17 protein-coding genes are annotated in these 15,524 nt (G+C 76.1%); 7 read left to right on the forward strand and 10 right to left on the reverse strand.

The annotated features are described in order from the left end of the window. Positions 1 to 24 precede the first annotated feature (24 nt). Complete coding sequence (locus JD79_RS21405; RefSeq protein ID WP_211308099.1) at positions 25 to 1,278, reverse strand: glutamate-5-semialdehyde dehydrogenase; 1,254 nt, start codon at positions 1,276 to 1,278, stop codon at positions 25 to 27. 65 nt (positions 1,279 to 1,343) lie between these two features. Here JD79_RS21405 and JD79_RS21410 point away from each other — a divergent pair, with 65 nt between their 5' ends. From JD79_RS21410 to JD79_RS21425, 4 genes are read left to right on the forward strand one after another with little or no spacing between them, the layout of a single operon-like run. After that, a complete protein-coding gene (locus JD79_RS21410) occupies positions 1,344 to 2,318 on the forward strand; it encodes a metal ABC transporter substrate-binding protein (RefSeq protein WP_245900274.1) in 975 nt (324 codons plus the stop codon). Then, positions 2,315 to 3,121 (forward strand): metal ABC transporter ATP-binding protein, encoded by an 807-nt coding sequence (locus JD79_RS21415; protein ID WP_110007153.1) that lies wholly within the window; start codon positions 2,315 to 2,317, stop codon positions 3,119 to 3,121. Before JD79_RS21410 ends, JD79_RS21415 begins: the two co-directional genes overlap by 4 nt. Position 3,122: 1 nt before the next feature. Continuing rightward, entirely contained in the window at positions 3,123 to 4,151 is a 1,029-nt protein-coding gene (locus JD79_RS21420; protein ID WP_110007154.1) for a metal ABC transporter permease, read from the forward strand. Further along, positions 4,148 to 4,552, forward strand: coding sequence for a Fur family transcriptional regulator (locus JD79_RS21425; RefSeq protein ID WP_110007155.1), 405 nt, complete (start codon positions 4,148 to 4,150; stop codon positions 4,550 to 4,552). The genes JD79_RS21420 and JD79_RS21425 overlap by 4 nt, the downstream gene beginning before the upstream one ends. Here JD79_RS21425 and JD79_RS21430 read toward each other — a convergent pair. Continuing rightward, on the reverse strand, positions 4,543 to 5,019 hold the full coding sequence (locus tag JD79_RS21430; RefSeq protein ID WP_245900275.1) for a MarR family winged helix-turn-helix transcriptional regulator: 477 nt from the start codon (positions 5,017 to 5,019) through the stop codon (positions 4,543 to 4,545). The genes JD79_RS21425 and JD79_RS21430 overlap by 10 nt on opposite strands. Positions 5,020 to 5,091: 72 nt before the next feature. Between JD79_RS21430 and JD79_RS21435 the strand changes: the two genes are divergently transcribed. Genes JD79_RS21435 through JD79_RS21445 form a run of 3 tightly spaced genes read left to right on the forward strand, consistent with a single transcriptional unit; the run spans position 5,092 to position 6,428 of the window. Continuing rightward, positions 5,092 to 5,748, forward strand: a complete 657-nt coding sequence (locus JD79_RS21435) for a maleylpyruvate isomerase family mycothiol-dependent enzyme (protein WP_110007156.1) — start codon at positions 5,092 to 5,094, stop codon at positions 5,746 to 5,748. Continuing rightward, positions 5,745 to 6,059: a hypothetical protein gene (locus tag JD79_RS21440; protein WP_110007157.1), complete on the forward strand. Its 315-nt coding sequence runs from the start codon at positions 5,745 to 5,747 to the stop codon at positions 6,057 to 6,059. Before JD79_RS21435 ends, JD79_RS21440 begins: the two co-directional genes overlap by 4 nt. A 33-nt stretch (positions 6,060 to 6,092) precedes the next feature. After that, positions 6,093 to 6,428, forward strand: coding sequence for a hypothetical protein (locus tag JD79_RS21445; RefSeq protein ID WP_146220514.1), 336 nt, complete (start codon positions 6,093 to 6,095; stop codon positions 6,426 to 6,428). 9 nt (positions 6,429 to 6,437) lie between these two features. Here JD79_RS21445 and JD79_RS21450 read toward each other — a convergent pair whose 3' ends face one another. The 8 genes from JD79_RS21450 to JD79_RS21485 form a co-directional block, all read right to left on the reverse strand. Further along, positions 6,438 to 7,220, reverse strand: a complete 783-nt coding sequence (locus JD79_RS21450) for an isocitrate lyase/PEP mutase family protein (RefSeq protein WP_110007159.1) — start codon at positions 7,218 to 7,220, stop codon at positions 6,438 to 6,440. Between the two features lie 17 nt (positions 7,221 to 7,237). Further along, positions 7,238 to 7,720 carry a peptide deformylase gene (def, locus tag JD79_RS21455; protein WP_110007160.1) on the reverse strand — a complete coding sequence of 161 codons (483 nt, stop codon included), beginning with the start codon at positions 7,718 to 7,720 and terminating at the stop codon, positions 7,238 to 7,240. Further along, a complete protein-coding gene (proB, locus tag JD79_RS21460; protein ID WP_110007161.1) occupies positions 7,717 to 8,853 on the reverse strand; it encodes a glutamate 5-kinase in 1,137 nt (378 codons plus the stop codon). The genes def and proB overlap by 4 nt, the downstream gene beginning before the upstream one ends. Then, positions 8,850 to 10,346: a GTPase ObgE gene (gene obgE / locus JD79_RS21465; protein WP_110007162.1), complete on the reverse strand. Its 1,497-nt coding sequence runs from the start codon at positions 10,344 to 10,346 to the stop codon at positions 8,850 to 8,852. The genes proB and obgE overlap by 4 nt, the downstream gene beginning before the upstream one ends. A gap of 102 nt (positions 10,347 to 10,448) precedes the next feature. Next, positions 10,449 to 10,706, reverse strand: a complete 258-nt coding sequence (rpmA, locus tag JD79_RS21470) for a 50S ribosomal protein L27 (RefSeq protein WP_110007163.1) — start codon at positions 10,704 to 10,706, stop codon at positions 10,449 to 10,451. A gap of 7 nt (positions 10,707 to 10,713) precedes the next feature. After that, positions 10,714 to 10,980, reverse strand: a complete 267-nt coding sequence (gene rplU, locus JD79_RS21475) for a 50S ribosomal protein L21 (RefSeq protein WP_425454180.1) — start codon at positions 10,978 to 10,980, stop codon at positions 10,714 to 10,716. Beyond that, complete coding sequence (locus tag JD79_RS21480) at positions 10,943 to 14,467, reverse strand: ribonuclease E/G (RefSeq protein WP_110007165.1); 3,525 nt, start codon at positions 14,465 to 14,467, stop codon at positions 10,943 to 10,945. Before JD79_RS21480 ends, rplU begins: the two co-directional genes overlap by 38 nt. 287 nt (positions 14,468 to 14,754) lie before the next feature. Beyond that, positions 14,755 to 15,522: a TIGR03936 family radical SAM-associated protein gene (locus JD79_RS21485; RefSeq protein ID WP_110007166.1), complete on the reverse strand. Its 768-nt coding sequence runs from the start codon at positions 15,520 to 15,522 to the stop codon at positions 14,755 to 14,757. Positions 15,523 to 15,524: the final 2 nt, after the last annotated feature.

Raw genomic sequence — 15,524 nt, forward strand, 5'->3', positions numbered from 1 at the left:
CGACTCCTTGGCGGCGGGGCCGGGTCAGCGGGTGTGGCCGCTGCCGGTGACGACGTACGTGGTGCTGGTCAGCTCCGGCAGGCCCAGGGGCCCGCGGGCGTGCAGCTTCTGGGTGGAGATGCCGATCTCGGCGCCGAAGCCGAACTCTCCGCCGTCGGTGAACCGGGTAGAGGCGTTGACCAGGACGGCGGCGGCGTCGACACCGGCGGTGAACGCGGCGATCGCGGCGGCCGAGTCGGCGACGATCGCCTCGGAGTGCCCGCTCCCCCACCGCGCGACGTGCTCGAGCGCCTGCGGGAGGTCGTCGACGACCCGCACCGCCATGTCCATCGACAGGTACTCCGTCGCCCAGTCCTCGTCGGTGGCCGGGACGACGGCGTCGTGCGCGGCGCGGGCGGCGTCGTCGCCGTGCAGGGTGACCCCGGCGTCGGCCAGCGCGGCCAGCAGCCGCGGCAGGAACGGCACGTCGCGGTGCACCAGCAGCGTCTCGGCGGAGTTGCAGACGCTGACCCGGTGCGTCTTGGAGTTGAGCACGATCGCCTCGGCCATCGCGGCGTCGGCGGAGGCGTCGACGTAGACGTGGCAGTTGCCGACGCCGGTCTCGATCACCGGCACCTGCGCCTCGCGGACCACCCGCTGGATGAGCGAGGCGCCGCCGCGCGGGATGACCAGGTCGACGTGCCCGCGGGCCGACAGCAGCTCGCCGACGGACGCGCGGTCGGCCGGCAGCAGCTCCACCGACCCCTCCGGCAGGCCCGCCTTCTGGCCGGCCTCGGACAGGACGGCGACGAGGGCGGCGTTGGTGCGGTGGGCCGAGGCCGAGCCGCGCAGCAGCGCCGCGTTGCCGCTCTTGAGGCACAGGCCCGCGGCGTCGACGGTCACGTTGGGCCGCGCCTCGTAGACGACGCCGACGACGCCGAAGGGCACCCGGACCTGCCGCAGCTCCAGCCCGTTGGGCAGCCGGGAGCCGCGGACGACGTCGCCGACCGGGTCGGGCAGCGCCACGAGCTCGCGCAGCGCGGCGGCCACGCCGGCGACCCGCGCGGCGTCCAGCCGCAGCCGGTCGAGCACCGAGGCCGGGGTCCCGTCGGCGGCCGCGGCGTCGACGTCGAGCGCGTTGGCCGCCAGCACCTCGTCGGTGCGCTCGACCAGCGCGTCGGCCATGCCGGCCAGCGCGGCGTCCTTGACGTCGGTCGGCAGGGTGCGCAGTACGCGGGACGCGGCGCGGGCACGCAGCGCGGCGGCCCCGATCAGCGGCAGGTCGGCGGCGTCGGACACGTCCCGCAGGGTACGCGCCGCCCCCTCCGCCCGGGCGCGTCGCACGCTGTGTGAGAATGGTTCTCATGCCCACGACGACGCGTGCCCTCGCCTCGGCCACCGCGGCCGCCACCGCCCTCCTGCTGGCCGCCTGCGGATCCTCCGGGGACGACGCGGCCGCCGCCGCGGACGGCGTCTCGGTCGAGGCGGCCTTCTACCCCCTGCAGTGGGCGGCCGAGCGGGTCGGCGGCGACCGGGTCGACGTCGCCTCGCTGACCCCGCCGGGCGCCGAGCCGCACGACCTCGAGCTCACGCCGCAGGACGTCGCGTCGCTGTCCGAGGCCGACCTCGTCGTCTACCTGGAGGGGTTCCAGCCGGCGCTCGACGACGCCGTGGTCGAGGCCGGCGACGCCGCGTGGGACGCCGGTGACGCCGCCGACCTGTCGCTGACCACGACGGAGGAGCACCACCACGAGGGCGAGACCCAGGAGGAGCACGCCGGGCACGCCGACGAGGAGGAGCACGCGGAGGGCGAGGAGGTCACCGACCCGCACTTCTGGCTCGACCCCACCCGGCTGGCCGACGTCGGCGACGCACTGGCCGGCCGCCTCGCCGAGGTCGACCCCGACGGCGCCGACACCTACCGCGACAACGCCGCGGCGCTGCGCGGCGACCTCGAGGCGCTCGACGCCGAGATGGAGCAGGGCCTGGCCGACTGCGCGGTGACCACGCTGGTCACCGGCCACGACGCCTTCGGCTACCTCGCCGAGCGCTACGGCCTCGACGTCGTCGGCATCAGCGGGCTGAGCCCGTCGAGCGAGCCCAGCCCGGCCCAGCTCGCCGAGATCTCTACGCTGGTGCGGGAGCGCGGCGTGACGACCGTCTACACCGAGACCCTCGTCGACCCCGCCGTCGCCGAGACCGTCGCCCGGGAGGCCGGTGTGCAGACCGCCGTCCTCGACCCGATCGAGGGCCTGACGGACGAGTCGGCCGGCGACGACTACCTGGCGGTCATGCGCGCCGACCTGGCGACGCTGCAGGAGGGACAGGGCTGCGCATGAGCGATCCCGCGCTCCGCCTCACCGGCGCCACGGTGGGCTACGGCGACGTCGCCATCGTCCGCGACGCCTCCCTGACCGTCCGGCGCGGCGAGGCCGTCGCGGTCCTCGGGTCCAACGGCTCGGGCAAGACCACCCTCATGCGGGGGGTGCTCGGCCTCGCGGCCGTCCTCGGCGGCAGCGTCGAGGTGCTCGGTGCCCCGGTCGGCAGGCCGCGCGAGCACGGCCGGGTCGGCTACGTCCCACAGCGGCACACCGTCAGCGGCGCGATGCCGGCCACCGTGCGCGAGGTCGTCGGCGTGGGCCGGCTGCCGCGGCTGGGCCTGTTCGGCCGGCCGGTCGCCCGCGACCGGGCCGCCGTCGCCGAGGCGGTCGACGCCGTCGGCCTCGCCGACCGGCTCGACGACCCGGTGGCCTCGCTCTCGGGCGGGCAGCAGCGCCGGGTGCTCGTGGCCCGCGCGCTGGCCGCCGAACCCGAGCTGCTGGTCATGGACGAGCCGACCGCCGGCGTCGACGCGGCCAGCCAGGCGGCGCTGGCCACGGTGCTGGCGCGGGTGTCGGCGGCCGGTACGACACTCGTCGTCGTGACCCACGAGACCGGCCCGTTGGCGGGCGTGCTCCGCCGCGCCGTGGTGGTGGACTCCGGACGGTTGACCTACGACGGGCCGCTGGTCGGCGCCGGCCCGGCCGCCGGCCCCGACTGCCACCACCCGGACGAGGCCACCGCGCCGCCGGTCCGGGGGTACCGGCTCGACCAGCCGCGACCCGCGCCGGACGCCGCCCGGGTCCGCGACGGGAGCCGCTGACGTGGAACTGCTCGACTACGGCTTCATGCAGCGGGCCCTCCTGGCCTCGCTGATGGTCGGACTCGTCGCCCCCGCGGTGGGCGTCTTCCTCGTGCAGCGCCGGCTCTCGCTGCTCGGGGACGGCCTCGGCCACGTCGCGCTGACCGGAGTCGGCGTCGGGGTCCTCACCTCCAGCGCGCCGGTCGGGACGGCACTGGTCGCCGCCGTGCTCGGCGCGGTGCTCATCGAGCTGGTCCGCGCCCGCGGGCGCACCAGCGGCGACGTCGCCCTCGCCGTCCTCTTCTACGGCGGCATCGCCGGCGGGGTCGTGCTCCTCTCCCTCGCGCCCCGCGGGCAGGCCACCAACCTCGACGCCTACCTCTTCGGGGCGATCACCACCACGACGGCGTCCGACGTCGCCGTGTTCGCCGTCATCACCGTGGTCGTCCTGGCGGTCGTGTGGCTGCTGGGCTCCCGGCTGTACGCGGTGAGCGACGACGAGGAGTACGCCCGCGCGGTCGGACTGCCCGTGCTGCCGCTCAACGTGGTGCTGGCCGCGCTGGTGGCCTCCACCGTCGTGCTCTCGATGCGGGTGGTCGGGCTGCTCCTGATCAGCGCGCTGATGATCCTGCCCAGCGCCGTGGCTCAGCTGGTCGGGCGCAGCTTCCGCAGCACGCTGTACCTCGCCTGCGGCATCGGCGTGGTGGTCAGCGTCTCGGGCACCGCGACCTCGTACTACACCGGCACCCCCTCCGGCGGCACGATCGTGCTGCTGGCCATCGCGCTGTTCCTCGCCGTGACCGTCGCCGTGGCGCTGCGGGACGCCACGGCCCGGCGACGGCACGGGCGCCGCGTGGACGTGCACGCCGCCCACCCGCACGAGCACGGCGACGACTGCGGGCACCGGCCGGTCCCGCACGGCGACCACGTCGACTACGACCACGACGGCCACCTGCACGCGCCGCACCGGACCGGCACCGGCGTGCACTACGACGAGCACGACAGGGCCGGTTCCGCCGTCGCCCGGCCGGCCGGGACGGAGCACCCGTGAGCGCCCCCGAGGTCCCGGTCCGCCGGCAGACCCGGCAGCGGACGGCCGTGCTCGCGCTGCTCGACGAGCTCGACGGGTTCCGGACCGCCCAGGACCTGCACGCCCTGCTGCGCGAGCGCGGCGACGCCGTGGGCCTGGCCACCGTCTACCGGGCGCTGCAGGCCCTGGTCGACGACGGCCTGGTCGACGTCCTGCGCAGCGAGGACGGCGAGGCGGCCTACCGGCGGTGCTCGCCGGTGCACCACCACCACCTGGTCTGCCGCTCCTGCGGGACCACCGTCGAGGTCGCCGACCCGCCGGTGGAGCGCTGGGCGGCGCGGGTGGCCGCCGAGCACGGGTTCGCCGACGTCCAGCACCAGCTGGAGGTGTTCGGCACCTGCCGCGCCTGCGCTCAGCGGTAGGGGTCGGTCACCTCGCGCAGCCGGGTCAGCGCCGCGCGCAGCTGTGCGGTCGCCTCCTCCCCCAGGTGCGCGGTCCACTCCGCCTCGACCTCGGCCTCCACCCGGCGGGCGACCGCCACCACCTCCAGCCCCCGCTCGGCGATCTGGACCAGCCGGGCGCGGGCGTCGGTGGGGTCGGGCACCCGGCGGACGTAACCGGCGCGCTGCAGCTGGTCGACCAGGTGGCCGGCGGTCTGCTTGGTGACCAGCGCCTGCGCGGCCAGGTCGGTCAGCCGGGTGCCGGCAGGGCCGATCCGGGCGGCGACGCGCGCCTGCGCGAGGGTGATGTCGTCGTGCCCCTCGGCCGCCAGCGTCGCGAGCAGCCGCGCCTCCATCGCCCGGTGCGGGTAGAAGCACAGCAGCGCCAGGTTCTGGTGGTCCCGGTCCTGGCGGTCCCCGTTCGAGAGGACCTCCTCGCGAACGCTCACGACACCCCTTGACGTTGGTCAGATGTTCTGACTAGATAGTCAGGACATCGTACCAACTCCGAGGAGGTCGTCGTGGACCTCGACGACGTGTGGCGCAGCATCGACTCCGAGCGGTCGAGCCTGGCGGACCTGCTCGACGACCTCACCCCCGCCGAGTGGGAGACGCCGTCGCTGTGCACCGGCTGGCGGGTGCGGGACGTCGCGGCGCACCTGACCCAGGCGCAGATGACACTCCGGGAGGCGATCGTCCCGGCGATCCGGGCGGGCGGAAGCTTCGACCGGATCATCCGGGACACGGCGCTGCGCGTCGGCCCGCTGCCCGACGACGAGTACGGCCGGCGGATCCGGGCGATGGTCGGCTCCCGGCGGCGGGCGCCGTTCGTCTCCCCCATCGAGCCGCTCACCGACGTCCTCGTGCACGGGCAGGACATCGCCCTGCCGCTGGGCCGCGAGCGGCCGATCCCGCCGGTCCCCGCGGCCGTGTCGGCGAGGCGGGCCTGGGCGATGAGCTTCCCGTTCGGGGTGCGGAAGCGGCTGGCCGGCCTGCAGCTGCGGGCCACCGACAGCGACCTCGTGCTGGGCGAGGGTGCTCCGGTCGAGGGCACGACCGGCGACCTGCTCCTGCTGATCACGGGGCGCACCGCCACGGTGCACCGGCTCTCCGGCGAGGGCCGGCAACGGCTGCCGGCGGCGGACGGCCGCCGGGAGGAGTCGAGGAGGACGACATGACCCTGGGCGTGATCACGGACGTGTCCGCACCCGTGGAGCTCTACGACGCCGTGCACGCGGCGATGCTCGAGCGGATCGAGCAGATCGGCCCGGCCCTCGACGGGCTGCTGCTGCACCTGGCCCGCCCCACCGCGGACGGCTTCCAGGTGATCGGGGTGTGGGAGTCGCGCGAGGACTACGAGCGCGGGAACCGGGAGGTGGTCGGACCGGTGTTCGCCGAGGTCCTGCGGGGGCAGGCACCCCCCGCTTCCGTGGACACCGAGTTCGAGGTCCGCGGCCTCGTGCTGCCACGGGCCGGCGTCGCGGTCTGACGTCGCGCTCTCGTCGGAGAGGGAGACGAGGTCATGTGGGCAGTGATCGAGGACGCGTCCGCACCGGTGGAGGAGCCGTACGACGTGGTGGAGCTGTACGACACCGTGCACCGACTGCACCTCGAGCGCACCGGTGGGGAGGTCGACGGGCGGCTGGTCCAGCTGGCCTGGGCGACCGCCGACGGGTTGCGGGAGGTGGCGGTGTGGGAGTCCCGCGAGCAGTACGACCGCTACGGCCGCGAGGGCATCGGGCCGCTGGTCGCGGAGGTCCTCGCGGGGCGGCCGTGGCCGACCGTGGTGGTCACTCCGTTCGACGTCCGCGGCCTGGTCGTCCCGGCCGGCGGGGTGGCACTCCCCGCCGGCCGGTGACCCGCCGGTTCAGTTGAGGGCGCGGGTGCCGGGCGGCAGGACGCCGCCGCCGACCATCTCGACGACGGCGTCCTGCAGCGCGGTGAGCGCGACCCGCTGGGTGAACGGGCCGGTGGAGACACGGGCGACGCCGAGGTCCTGCAGCTCGCGGGCCGGCAGGGAGCGCCCCGGCACGCTGATCACCGTCAGCTTCCCGCGACCCAGCCCCTCGACCAGGGCCTCGATCTCCTCGCGCGCCACGACACCGGGCACGAAGACGACGGGGGCTCCCGCCTCGAGGAACGCCCGGCCCCGGCGGACGGCCTCGGCGAGGAGCTCGGAGCGGTCGGCCCCCGCCTCCGCGCGGAGGAACGCGTCGGTGCGGGCGTTGAGCACGAAGTCGATGCCGGCGTCCCGTCCGGCGCGCACGACCGCCTCGACGGCGGCCACGGCGTCGTCCAGCGGCTTCATCTGGTCCTCGAGGTTGCCCCCGACGACCCCCTTCTCGACGGCGCGGCGGGCGGTCTCGCCGGCGTCGCCGTAGCCGGCCTCCATGTCCATGCTCAGCGGCAGGTCCACGGCGGCGGCGATCCGGCCGACCATGTCCAGGTGCAGGTCGAGCGGGATGTTCTCGCCGTCCTCGTAGCCGAAGGTGGCGGCGATGCCGTGGCTGGCGGTGGCGAGGGCCCGCACGCCCTCGGTCGCGGCCACCACCTGCGCGGAGACGACGTCCCACACGTTGGTGAGGACGAGGATCTCCGGGGCGGTGTGCAGGTCGAGCAGGGTCCGGGCGCGGGTGGCGAGGTCGGTCACGGGCCCGACCGTACGGCTCAGCGGGCGCGCAGGGCCCGCAGGGCGGTCTTGCGGGCCTCCCCGGTCAGCCGGTCGAGGAAGACCTTCCCATCGAGGTGGTCCACCTCGTGCTGCAGGCAGCGCGCCATGAGCCCGGTGCCCGACAGCCGCAGCGGCTCCCCGTGGACGTCGAAGCCCTCGACGACGGCCTCCATCGCCCGCACCGTGGGTGCCCACAGGCCCGGGATGGACAGGCAGCCCTCGTCGCCGTCCTGGGTCTCCTCGGACAGCTCCACGACCCGCGGGTTGACCAGGTGGCCGATCTCGCCGTCGACGTTGTAGCTGAACACCCGGGCGCTCACCCCGATCTGCGGGGCGGCCAGCCCGGCGCGGCCGGGGTGGTCGACGGTCTCCTCGAGGTCGCGCACCAGGGCGGCCAGCTCCCTGTCGAAGGCCCGCACCTCGTCGGCGGGCGTGCGGAGCACGGGGTCACCGAGCTCGCGGATGGGGCGGATCGTCACGCGGGCAGTCTCCCAGCCGCCCGCGGGCGCGCGAGCAGCACCATCTCGTCGCGGTGCACGACCTCGCGCCGGTACTCCGGGTCGAGGTCCGGCGTGCGCCGCCCGAGCAGCGCGGGCAGCTCCCGGGCGTCGTAGGCGACCAGCCCGCGGGCGACGACGGTGCCGTCGGGACCGACCAGCTCGACCGGGTCGTCGGCCAGGAAGTCGCCCTCGACGGCGGTGACCCCGGCGGCCAGCAGCGAGGCGTGCCGCTCGCGGACCGCCCGCACCGCGCCGTCGTCGAGCACCAGCCGCCCGCGCGGGCGGCTGGCGTAGCGCAGCCAGAACTGCCGCCCGGAGGGACGGCGTCCCGAGGGCTCGAACAGCGTGCCGACCGGCTCGCCGGCCAGCGCGGCGGCGGCCTGCGGCGTCGAGGTGACGACCACGGGCACGCCGGCGCCCGACGCGATGAACGCCGCCTCGACCTTCGTGGCCATCCCGCCGGTCCCCACGCCGTTGCGCTGCGCGGTGCCGAGGGTGACCGCGGCGAGGTCGGCGGGACCCCGCACGGTGTCGAGCAGCTGCGCGGGGCCGGTGCGCGGGTCGCCGTCGTAGACGCCGTCGACGTCGGAGAGCAGCACCAGCGCGTCGGCGGCGGCGACGTGCGCGACGAGGGCGGCCAGCCGGTCGTTGTCGCCGAACCGGATCTCCTCGGTGGCGACCGTGTCGTTCTCGTTGACGATCGGGATCACGCCGAGGGTGAGCAGCCGCTCCAGCGTCTGACGGGCGTTGCGGTAGTGGCCGCGCCGGGTGAGGTCGTCGGCGGTCAGCAGCACCTGGCCGACGGTGACGCCGTGGCGGTCGAAGGCGTCGGCGTAGGTCTGCACCAGCCGCAACTGCCCGACGCTGGCCGCCGCCTGCGCCGTCGCCAGGTCCCGTGGCCGGCCCTCGACGCCGAGCGGCGCCAGGCCCGCGGCGATCGCGCCGGAGGACACCAGCACCACCTCCCGGCCCTGCGCCCGCACCGCGGCGAGGACCTCGACGAGCGCGGTGAGCCGGGCGGCGTCCAGCCCGCCGGGCAGCGTGGTGAGCGAGGAGGAGCCGACCTTGACCACCACGCGGCCGGCACCGGCCACCGAGGGCCGGGTGCTCACCCGTCCTCCTCGGGCAGCTCCCCGTCGGCCAGGTCGTCGTCCGTCCAGGTCTCGGTCATCTCGTACGGCACCCGGCGGGCCTTCTTCGCCGCCAGCCGCTCGGCCGCGCGCACCCGGTGCGGCGCGTCGATGCGGCTGTCGGTGCCGCGCCCGCCCAGGCCCGCGGTCTCCTCGGCCAGCGGCGTGCCGGCGGGCAGGCTGGGCTGGAAGTCGAAGGCGACGTCGCCGATGACGACCGTGTCGCCCTCCTGCGCGCCGAGCGTCGTCAGCCGGTCCTCCACCCCGAGGCGGTTGAGCCGGTCGGCGAGGTAGCCGACCGCCTCGTCGTTGGTGAAGTCGGTCTGCCGGACCCAGCGCTCGGGCTTCACGCCGCGGACGACGAAGGTCCCCTCGTCGTCGGGGTCGACGGTGACGGTGAACCCGGAGTCGTCGACGGCGCGCGGCGTGAGCGTGACACGCTGCGGCTCGGGCGCCGGCAGGGCGGCGCGGTACTCCGCGACGGCGGCGGCCAGCGCGTAGCCGAGCTCGGTCAGCCCCTCCCCCGTGGCGGCGCTGACCGGGAAGACCTGCAGCCCGCGGGCCTCCAGCCCGGGCCGCACCAGGTCGACCAGCTCCCGGCCGTCCGGGACGTCGATCTTGTTGAGGACGGCGACCCGCAGCCGGCCGACCAGGTCGAGCTCCTCGCCGCCGTACTCGGCCAGCTCCCGCTCGAGGGCCTCGATGTCGCTCTCGGGGTCGCGGCCGGGCTCGAGCGTCGCCATGTCGACGACGTGCACCAGCACCGCGCAGCGCTCGACGTGCCGGAGGAACTGCAGGCCCAGCCCCTTGCCGGTGGCCGCGCCCGGGATGAGGCCGGGGACGTCGGCCATCGTGAAGACGACGTCGCCGGCGCGGACCACGCCGAGGTTGGGCACCAGCGTGGTGAACGGGTAGTCGGCGATCTTCGGCCGGGCCGCGGACATGGCCGCGATGAGCGAGGACTTGCCGGCCGAGGGGAACCCGACCAGGCCGACGTCGGCGACGCTCTTGAGCTCGAGGACGGCGTCGAAGGACTCGCCGGGCTCGCCGAGCAGCGCGAAGCCGGGCGCCTTGCGGCGGGGGTTGGCCAGCGCGGCGTTGCCCAGCCCGCCCCGGCCGCCGGAGGCGAGCACGACGCGGGTGCCGGCGCCGACGAGGTCGGCGACCACCTCGCCGCCCACGCTGACGACCGTGCCCTCGGGGACGCGCAGCACGCGGTCCTCGCCGTTGGCCCCGTGCCGGTTGCTCCCGGCGCCGGGGCGCCCGTTGCCGGCCCGCTGGTGCGGCCGGTGGTGGAAGTCCAGCAGCGTGTGGACGCTGGGGTCCACCTCGAGGACGACGTCGCCGCCGTCCCCGCCGTTGCCGCCGTCGGGTCCGCCGAGGGGCTTGTACTTCTCGCGGTGCACGGAGGCGACGCCGTGGCCGCCGTTGCCTGCGGCGACGTGCACGACGACGCGGTCGACGAACGCGGCCATGTCTGCTCTACCTGCTCACTGCCTGCTCGACGCCGACGAGCGCACGGGCCGTCCGGCCCGTGCGCTCGCTGGCGGTACGTGTGTGGCGCCGAGCCCGAGGGCTCAGGCGTCGACCGTGGTGATCGAGACGGTCTTGCGACCACGCCGGGTGCCGAAGGTGACCGCACCGGCCTCGAGGGCGAACAGCGTGTCGTCGCCGCCGCGGCCGACGCCCAGGCCCGGGTGGAAGTGGGTGCCGCGCTGGCGCACGATGATCTCGCCGGCCTTGACGACCTGGCCGCCGAAGCGCTTCACGCCGAGGCGCTGGGCGTTCGAGTCGCGGCCGTTGCGGGAGGACGAGGCGCCCTTCTTGTGTGCCATGTCGTCGTCAGCCCTTCGTGATGTCGCGGACGACCACGTCGGTCAGCGGCTGACGGTGGCCCTGACGCTTGTGGTAACCCGTCTTGTTCTTGAACTTGTGGATGCGGATCTTCGGGCCCTTGCCGTGGCCGACGATCTCGCCGGTCACGGTCACCCCGGCCAGCGCCTGCGCGTCGCTGGTGACGGTCTCGCCGTCCACCAGGAGCAGGGCCGGGAGGGTGACGGTGTCGCCCGCCTCACCCGCGAGACGGTTGACCGTGAACCGGTCGCCCACGGCCACCTTGTGCTGCCGGCCACCGGCCTTCACGACTGCGTACACCACTGACTCCTCGATCGCTGCTGTCTGTCCCGCGAAGCGTCCTGCGCGCACCCCGGCGCGGGCGCCGCGTGCTGGACGGGCCGCACCGCCTCCGCGGGACCGGGGTCCGGTCCGGGGCGGTGCAACCCGACCAGCGTACCCGAGCGGCCGGGACGGGGTCGAACGCGGTCCCGGCCGCCCGGGTGTCAGGAGGCCGGGGGCCGGCCGGGCGGCTGGCGGCGCGGCGGCGGCGCGGGCGTGCCCCGCCGACCGCGGTCCCGGTGCCGTCGTCGGCGGACGGCGGCTGGGACTCCGCGACCGGGGGCTCCGGCGCCTGGGACTCCGGCGCCCGGGACTCCGGCGCCCGGGACTCCGGCGCCTGGGGGTCCGAGGCCGGCGCCGGGTCGTCGGGACCGGCGCCCGCGGGCACCTCGGGCTCGGATCCGGAGTCATGCTCGGCCATGGCAGCCAGGGTAGGCGCGGGCGGCTCGGCGGACGGGGTCTCCAGGAGAGCCGGGACGTCGGTGACCAGCAGGGCGGGGTCGGCCTCCTCGGCCGGCTCCTCCGCCGGGGTCTCCTCCGGCTCGGTCACCTCCGGCTGCGTCCCCTCCGCCGGGGTCTCCTCCGGCTCGGTCACCTCGGCGCCCGGGACCTCGGATCCGAACTGCACCGCGACCTCGACCTCGGCGGCGTCGTCGGCCGCACCGGCCGGGCCGGCGGCGGCGTCCTCGGGTGCCGTGTCGTCGGGGACCGCGGAGGCGGCGGCGAGCACCGCGGCGTCCTCGGCCGCGCGCTCCTCACCGGACTGGCCGCGGTTGCGCCGGCCGCGGTTGCGCCGGCTGCCGCCGGGGCGCTGGCCCTCGGCCTCGCCGGCCGGAGCCGACTCGGGACCGGCGTCGGGGGCCGCGGTCTGCGGCGTCACGGCCTCGGCCTCGGTGCGCTCGGCGTCGCGGCGGTCGGACCGGTCGGCGTCCTTGCGGCCGTTCTGGTCGCGCCGGCCGCCGTTGCCGGAGCCCTGCCCGCCCGCACCGTGACTGCCGCCCCCGGAGCCGTTCCCGCCGCGGCGGCGGTCGTCGACCGGGTCGGTGTGCACGAGGACGCCCCGGCCGCGGCAGTGCTCGCACGGCTCGGAGAAGACCTCCAGCAGCCCCTGCCCCACGCGCTTGCGGGTCATCTGCACCAGGCCCAGCGAGGTCACCTCGGCCACCTGGTGCTTGGTGCGGTCGCGGCCCAGGCACTCGGTGAGCCGCCGCAGCACCAGGTCGCGGTTGCTCTCGAGCACCATGTCGATGAAGTCGATGACGATGATGCCGCCGATGTCGCGCAGCCGGAGCTGGCGGACGATCTCCTCCGCCGCCTCCATGTTGTTGCGCGTGACGGTCTGCTCGAGGTTGCCGCCCGAGCCGGTGAACTTGCCGGTGTTGACGTCGACGACGGTCATCGCCTCGGTGCGGTCGATGACCAGCGAGCCGCCCGAGGGCAGCCACACCTTGCGGTCGAGGGCCTTGGCCAGCTGCTCGTCCACGCGCAGGTCGCGGAAGACGTCGCCCTCGCCGGTGTGCCGGGTCAGCCGCCCGGACAGCTCCGGGGAGACGTGCGCGACGTAGGCCTCGACCGTGTCCCACGCGTCGTCGCCCTGGACGACGAGCTCGGTGAAGTCCTCGTTGAATACGTCGCGGATGACGCGGATGGCGAGGTCGGGCTCGCCGTAGAGCAGCACGGGGGCGTTGCTGGAGGACTCCGCCTTCTGCGAGATGACCTCCCACTGCGCCTGCAGCCGGGCGACGTCGCGGGTGAGCTCCTCCTCCGAGGCGCCCTCCGCGGCGGTGCGGATGATGACGCCGGCGTCCTCGGGGACGATCTTCTTCAGGACGTCCTTGAGGCGCTGCCGCTCGGTGTCGGGCAGCTTGCGGCTGATGCCGGTCATCGAGCCGCCGGGCACGTAGACCAGGAACCGGCCGGGCAGGTTGACCTGCTGGGTGAGCCGCGCGCCCTTGTGGCCGATCGGGTCCTTGGTGACCTGCACCAGGACCTTGTCGCCGGACTTGAGCGCCTGCTCGATCGAGCGCTGCTTGCCCGAGAGGCCCGCGGCCTCCCAGTTGACCTCGCCGGCGTACAGGACGGCGTTGCGCCCCTTGCCGATGTCGACGAAGGCCGCCTCCATGCTGGGCAGCACGTTCTGCACCCGGCCGAGGTAGACGTTGCCGGCGAAGGACGTCGCCTGCGCCTGGGTGACGTAGTGCTCGACGAGCACGCCGTCCTCGAGGACGGCGATCTGGGTGCGCTCGCCGCGCTGGCGGATCACCATGCGGCGCTCGACCGCCTCGCGGCGGGCGAGGAACTCGGCCTCGGTGAGGATCGGCGCCCGGCGGCGGCCGGTGTCGCGGCCCTCGCGGCGGCGCTGGCGCTTGGCCTCCAGCCGGGTGGAGCCGGCGACGCCGCGGACGTCGTCGTCGCTGGTGCTGCGGCCGTTGCGGCCGGCGCGCTCCGGGCGGTCGTCGTCGTCCTCGGTGCCGGACTCGGCGGCGGCCTCCCCGCCCCGGCGACGGCGACGGCGGCGCCGGCGGGTGCTCGACCCGCCCTCGGCGCCGTCCTCGCCCTCGGCGTCCTCGCCGGTGTCGGCGTCCTCGTCGTCCTCGTCGTCGGCGGTCCGGTCCTCGGCGGCGCCGTCGCCCGAGGGGCGCTCGGCGTCGTCCTCGGCGTCGGCGGACTCGTCGCCGTTGCGGCCCCGGCCCCGGCCGCGGCGCCCGCGGCGGCGACGGCGGCTGCCGCTGCCGTCGCCGTCCTCACGGTCGGTCTCGTCGCGGTCGGTCTCGTCGCGCTCGGCGTCGTCGGCCGCGTCCTCGTCGCCGGTGTCCTCGTCGGCGGTGTCCTCGTCGGGGTCGACGACGCTCTGCTCGTCGGCCGCCGGCCCGTCGGCATCCCGGTCGGCGGACCCGCCGCGGCGGCGGGACCGGCCGCGGCGCGAGCGCGGCGCGGGCGTGTCCTCGTCGTCCTCGACCGGGACGACGACGTCCCGGACGTCCTCCACGTCGGGCGACTCCGCCTGCGGCCGGCGGCTGCGCCGGCGCGGAGCGGGCGCCACCTCGGCCTCGGGGGCCACGAAGCTGACGAAGGCCGGGATCGTCGGGGCGGTGACCGGCGGGAGCGGCTCGACGGCGCCGGGGTCGGCGGCGCCGGCGGGGCGGGTGGCCCGGCGGCGGGGCCGGGCGATGACCGCCGTCGGTTCCGGGGAGCTGAACTGGGCGCCGAAGGGCGAGGGGACCGGCTCGTCCTCGGGCTCCTCCTCCGGCTCGGCCGGGACCTCGGCCCCCGGTCCGGCCGCGGCCGTCTCCGCGGGCTCCTCCTCGGGGGTCTCCCCCGTCGCCGCCTCGCCGCTCAGCACCTCCTCGACCGGCGCGTCGCCGGTCGGGAGGGCGACCGGGCTGGTGTCGCTGGTGCTGTCGCTGTCCTGGTCGGCCACGAGGGCTCGCCTCCTGTGTGGTGCTCCCGGGCGCCGATCCCCAGCGGGGACGAGCAGCCGCGCAGGTGCACGGGTTGGGCGGTCCGGGCGGCCGCTCGGGGTGCGGCGGCGCGTCCGGCTCGCGAAGTCTGGGGTCGGTCCCGGGCGGCGGTCGCCGCGGCCGGGGCCGGACTGCAGGTGGTGCGGACTGCAGGTGGTGCGGTGGTGCAGAGGGTCTCGGGTGGTGCCGGTGCGGCACGTCTGGCAGCCGTGTCGCTCGACGGCGCGGGAGCGGCCGGGCTCCCCGGTCAGACGGCGGCGTGCTCCCCCTGGCAGCGGGCGCGCGCCGCACGGTCGGGACCGAGCGGATCGGCCACGGTCCCGCTGTCGTCGAGCCGGCCCTGCGCCTCACGCACGGCCCGTGGGGGCGACGGCGGGCGCAGGTCGGCGACGGCAGCGAGAGCGGCCACCACGTCGTCGGGTCGAACAGCGGGCGTCACCTGCCGGACGACCACGTGCAGTATGGCACATCCTGCCGCCCCGCCCGCGGACGCGGACGCGATCGGAGCGCGCGCATCCACGTCGCGGAGCCCGTTCTTGGTGCGCTTGGCCACCGTGACCTCCCCGGCGGCGAGGAGGGCGGCCACGGCCGACCCGAGCTCCGCCGGCTCGATGCCGGGGAACTCGATGCGCCAGCGGGTGGCGTCGATGCGGTCGGCCAGTGAGCCGCCGCCCTCGGCGGCCTCGACGCACTCCAGGACGTCGATGCCCGGGGGCAGCGAGTCGTCGAGCGCGGTCCGCACCGCCTCGGGGTCGCACCGCTGCGCCAGGCCGATCTCCAGGTACTCGGCCTCGCTGGCCGCCCCGGTCGGCGCCGCGCCGACGTAGCTGATCTTGGGGTGCGGCGTGAAGCCCGCGGAGTAGGCCATCGGCACCCGCGCGCGGCGCAGCGCCCGCTCCAGCGCCCGGGCGAGGTCGCGGTGGGAGGCGAAGCGCAGCGGCCCGCGCTTGGCGTAGCGCAGCCGCAGCCGCTGCACGGTGGGCGGCGGGGGCGGCCCCTCGGGCTGGCGCGCCACTA

This window comes from Geodermatophilus normandii (assembly GCF_003182485.1).
GTDB classification, from domain to species: domain Bacteria; phylum Actinomycetota; class Actinomycetes; order Mycobacteriales; family Geodermatophilaceae; genus Geodermatophilus; species Geodermatophilus normandii.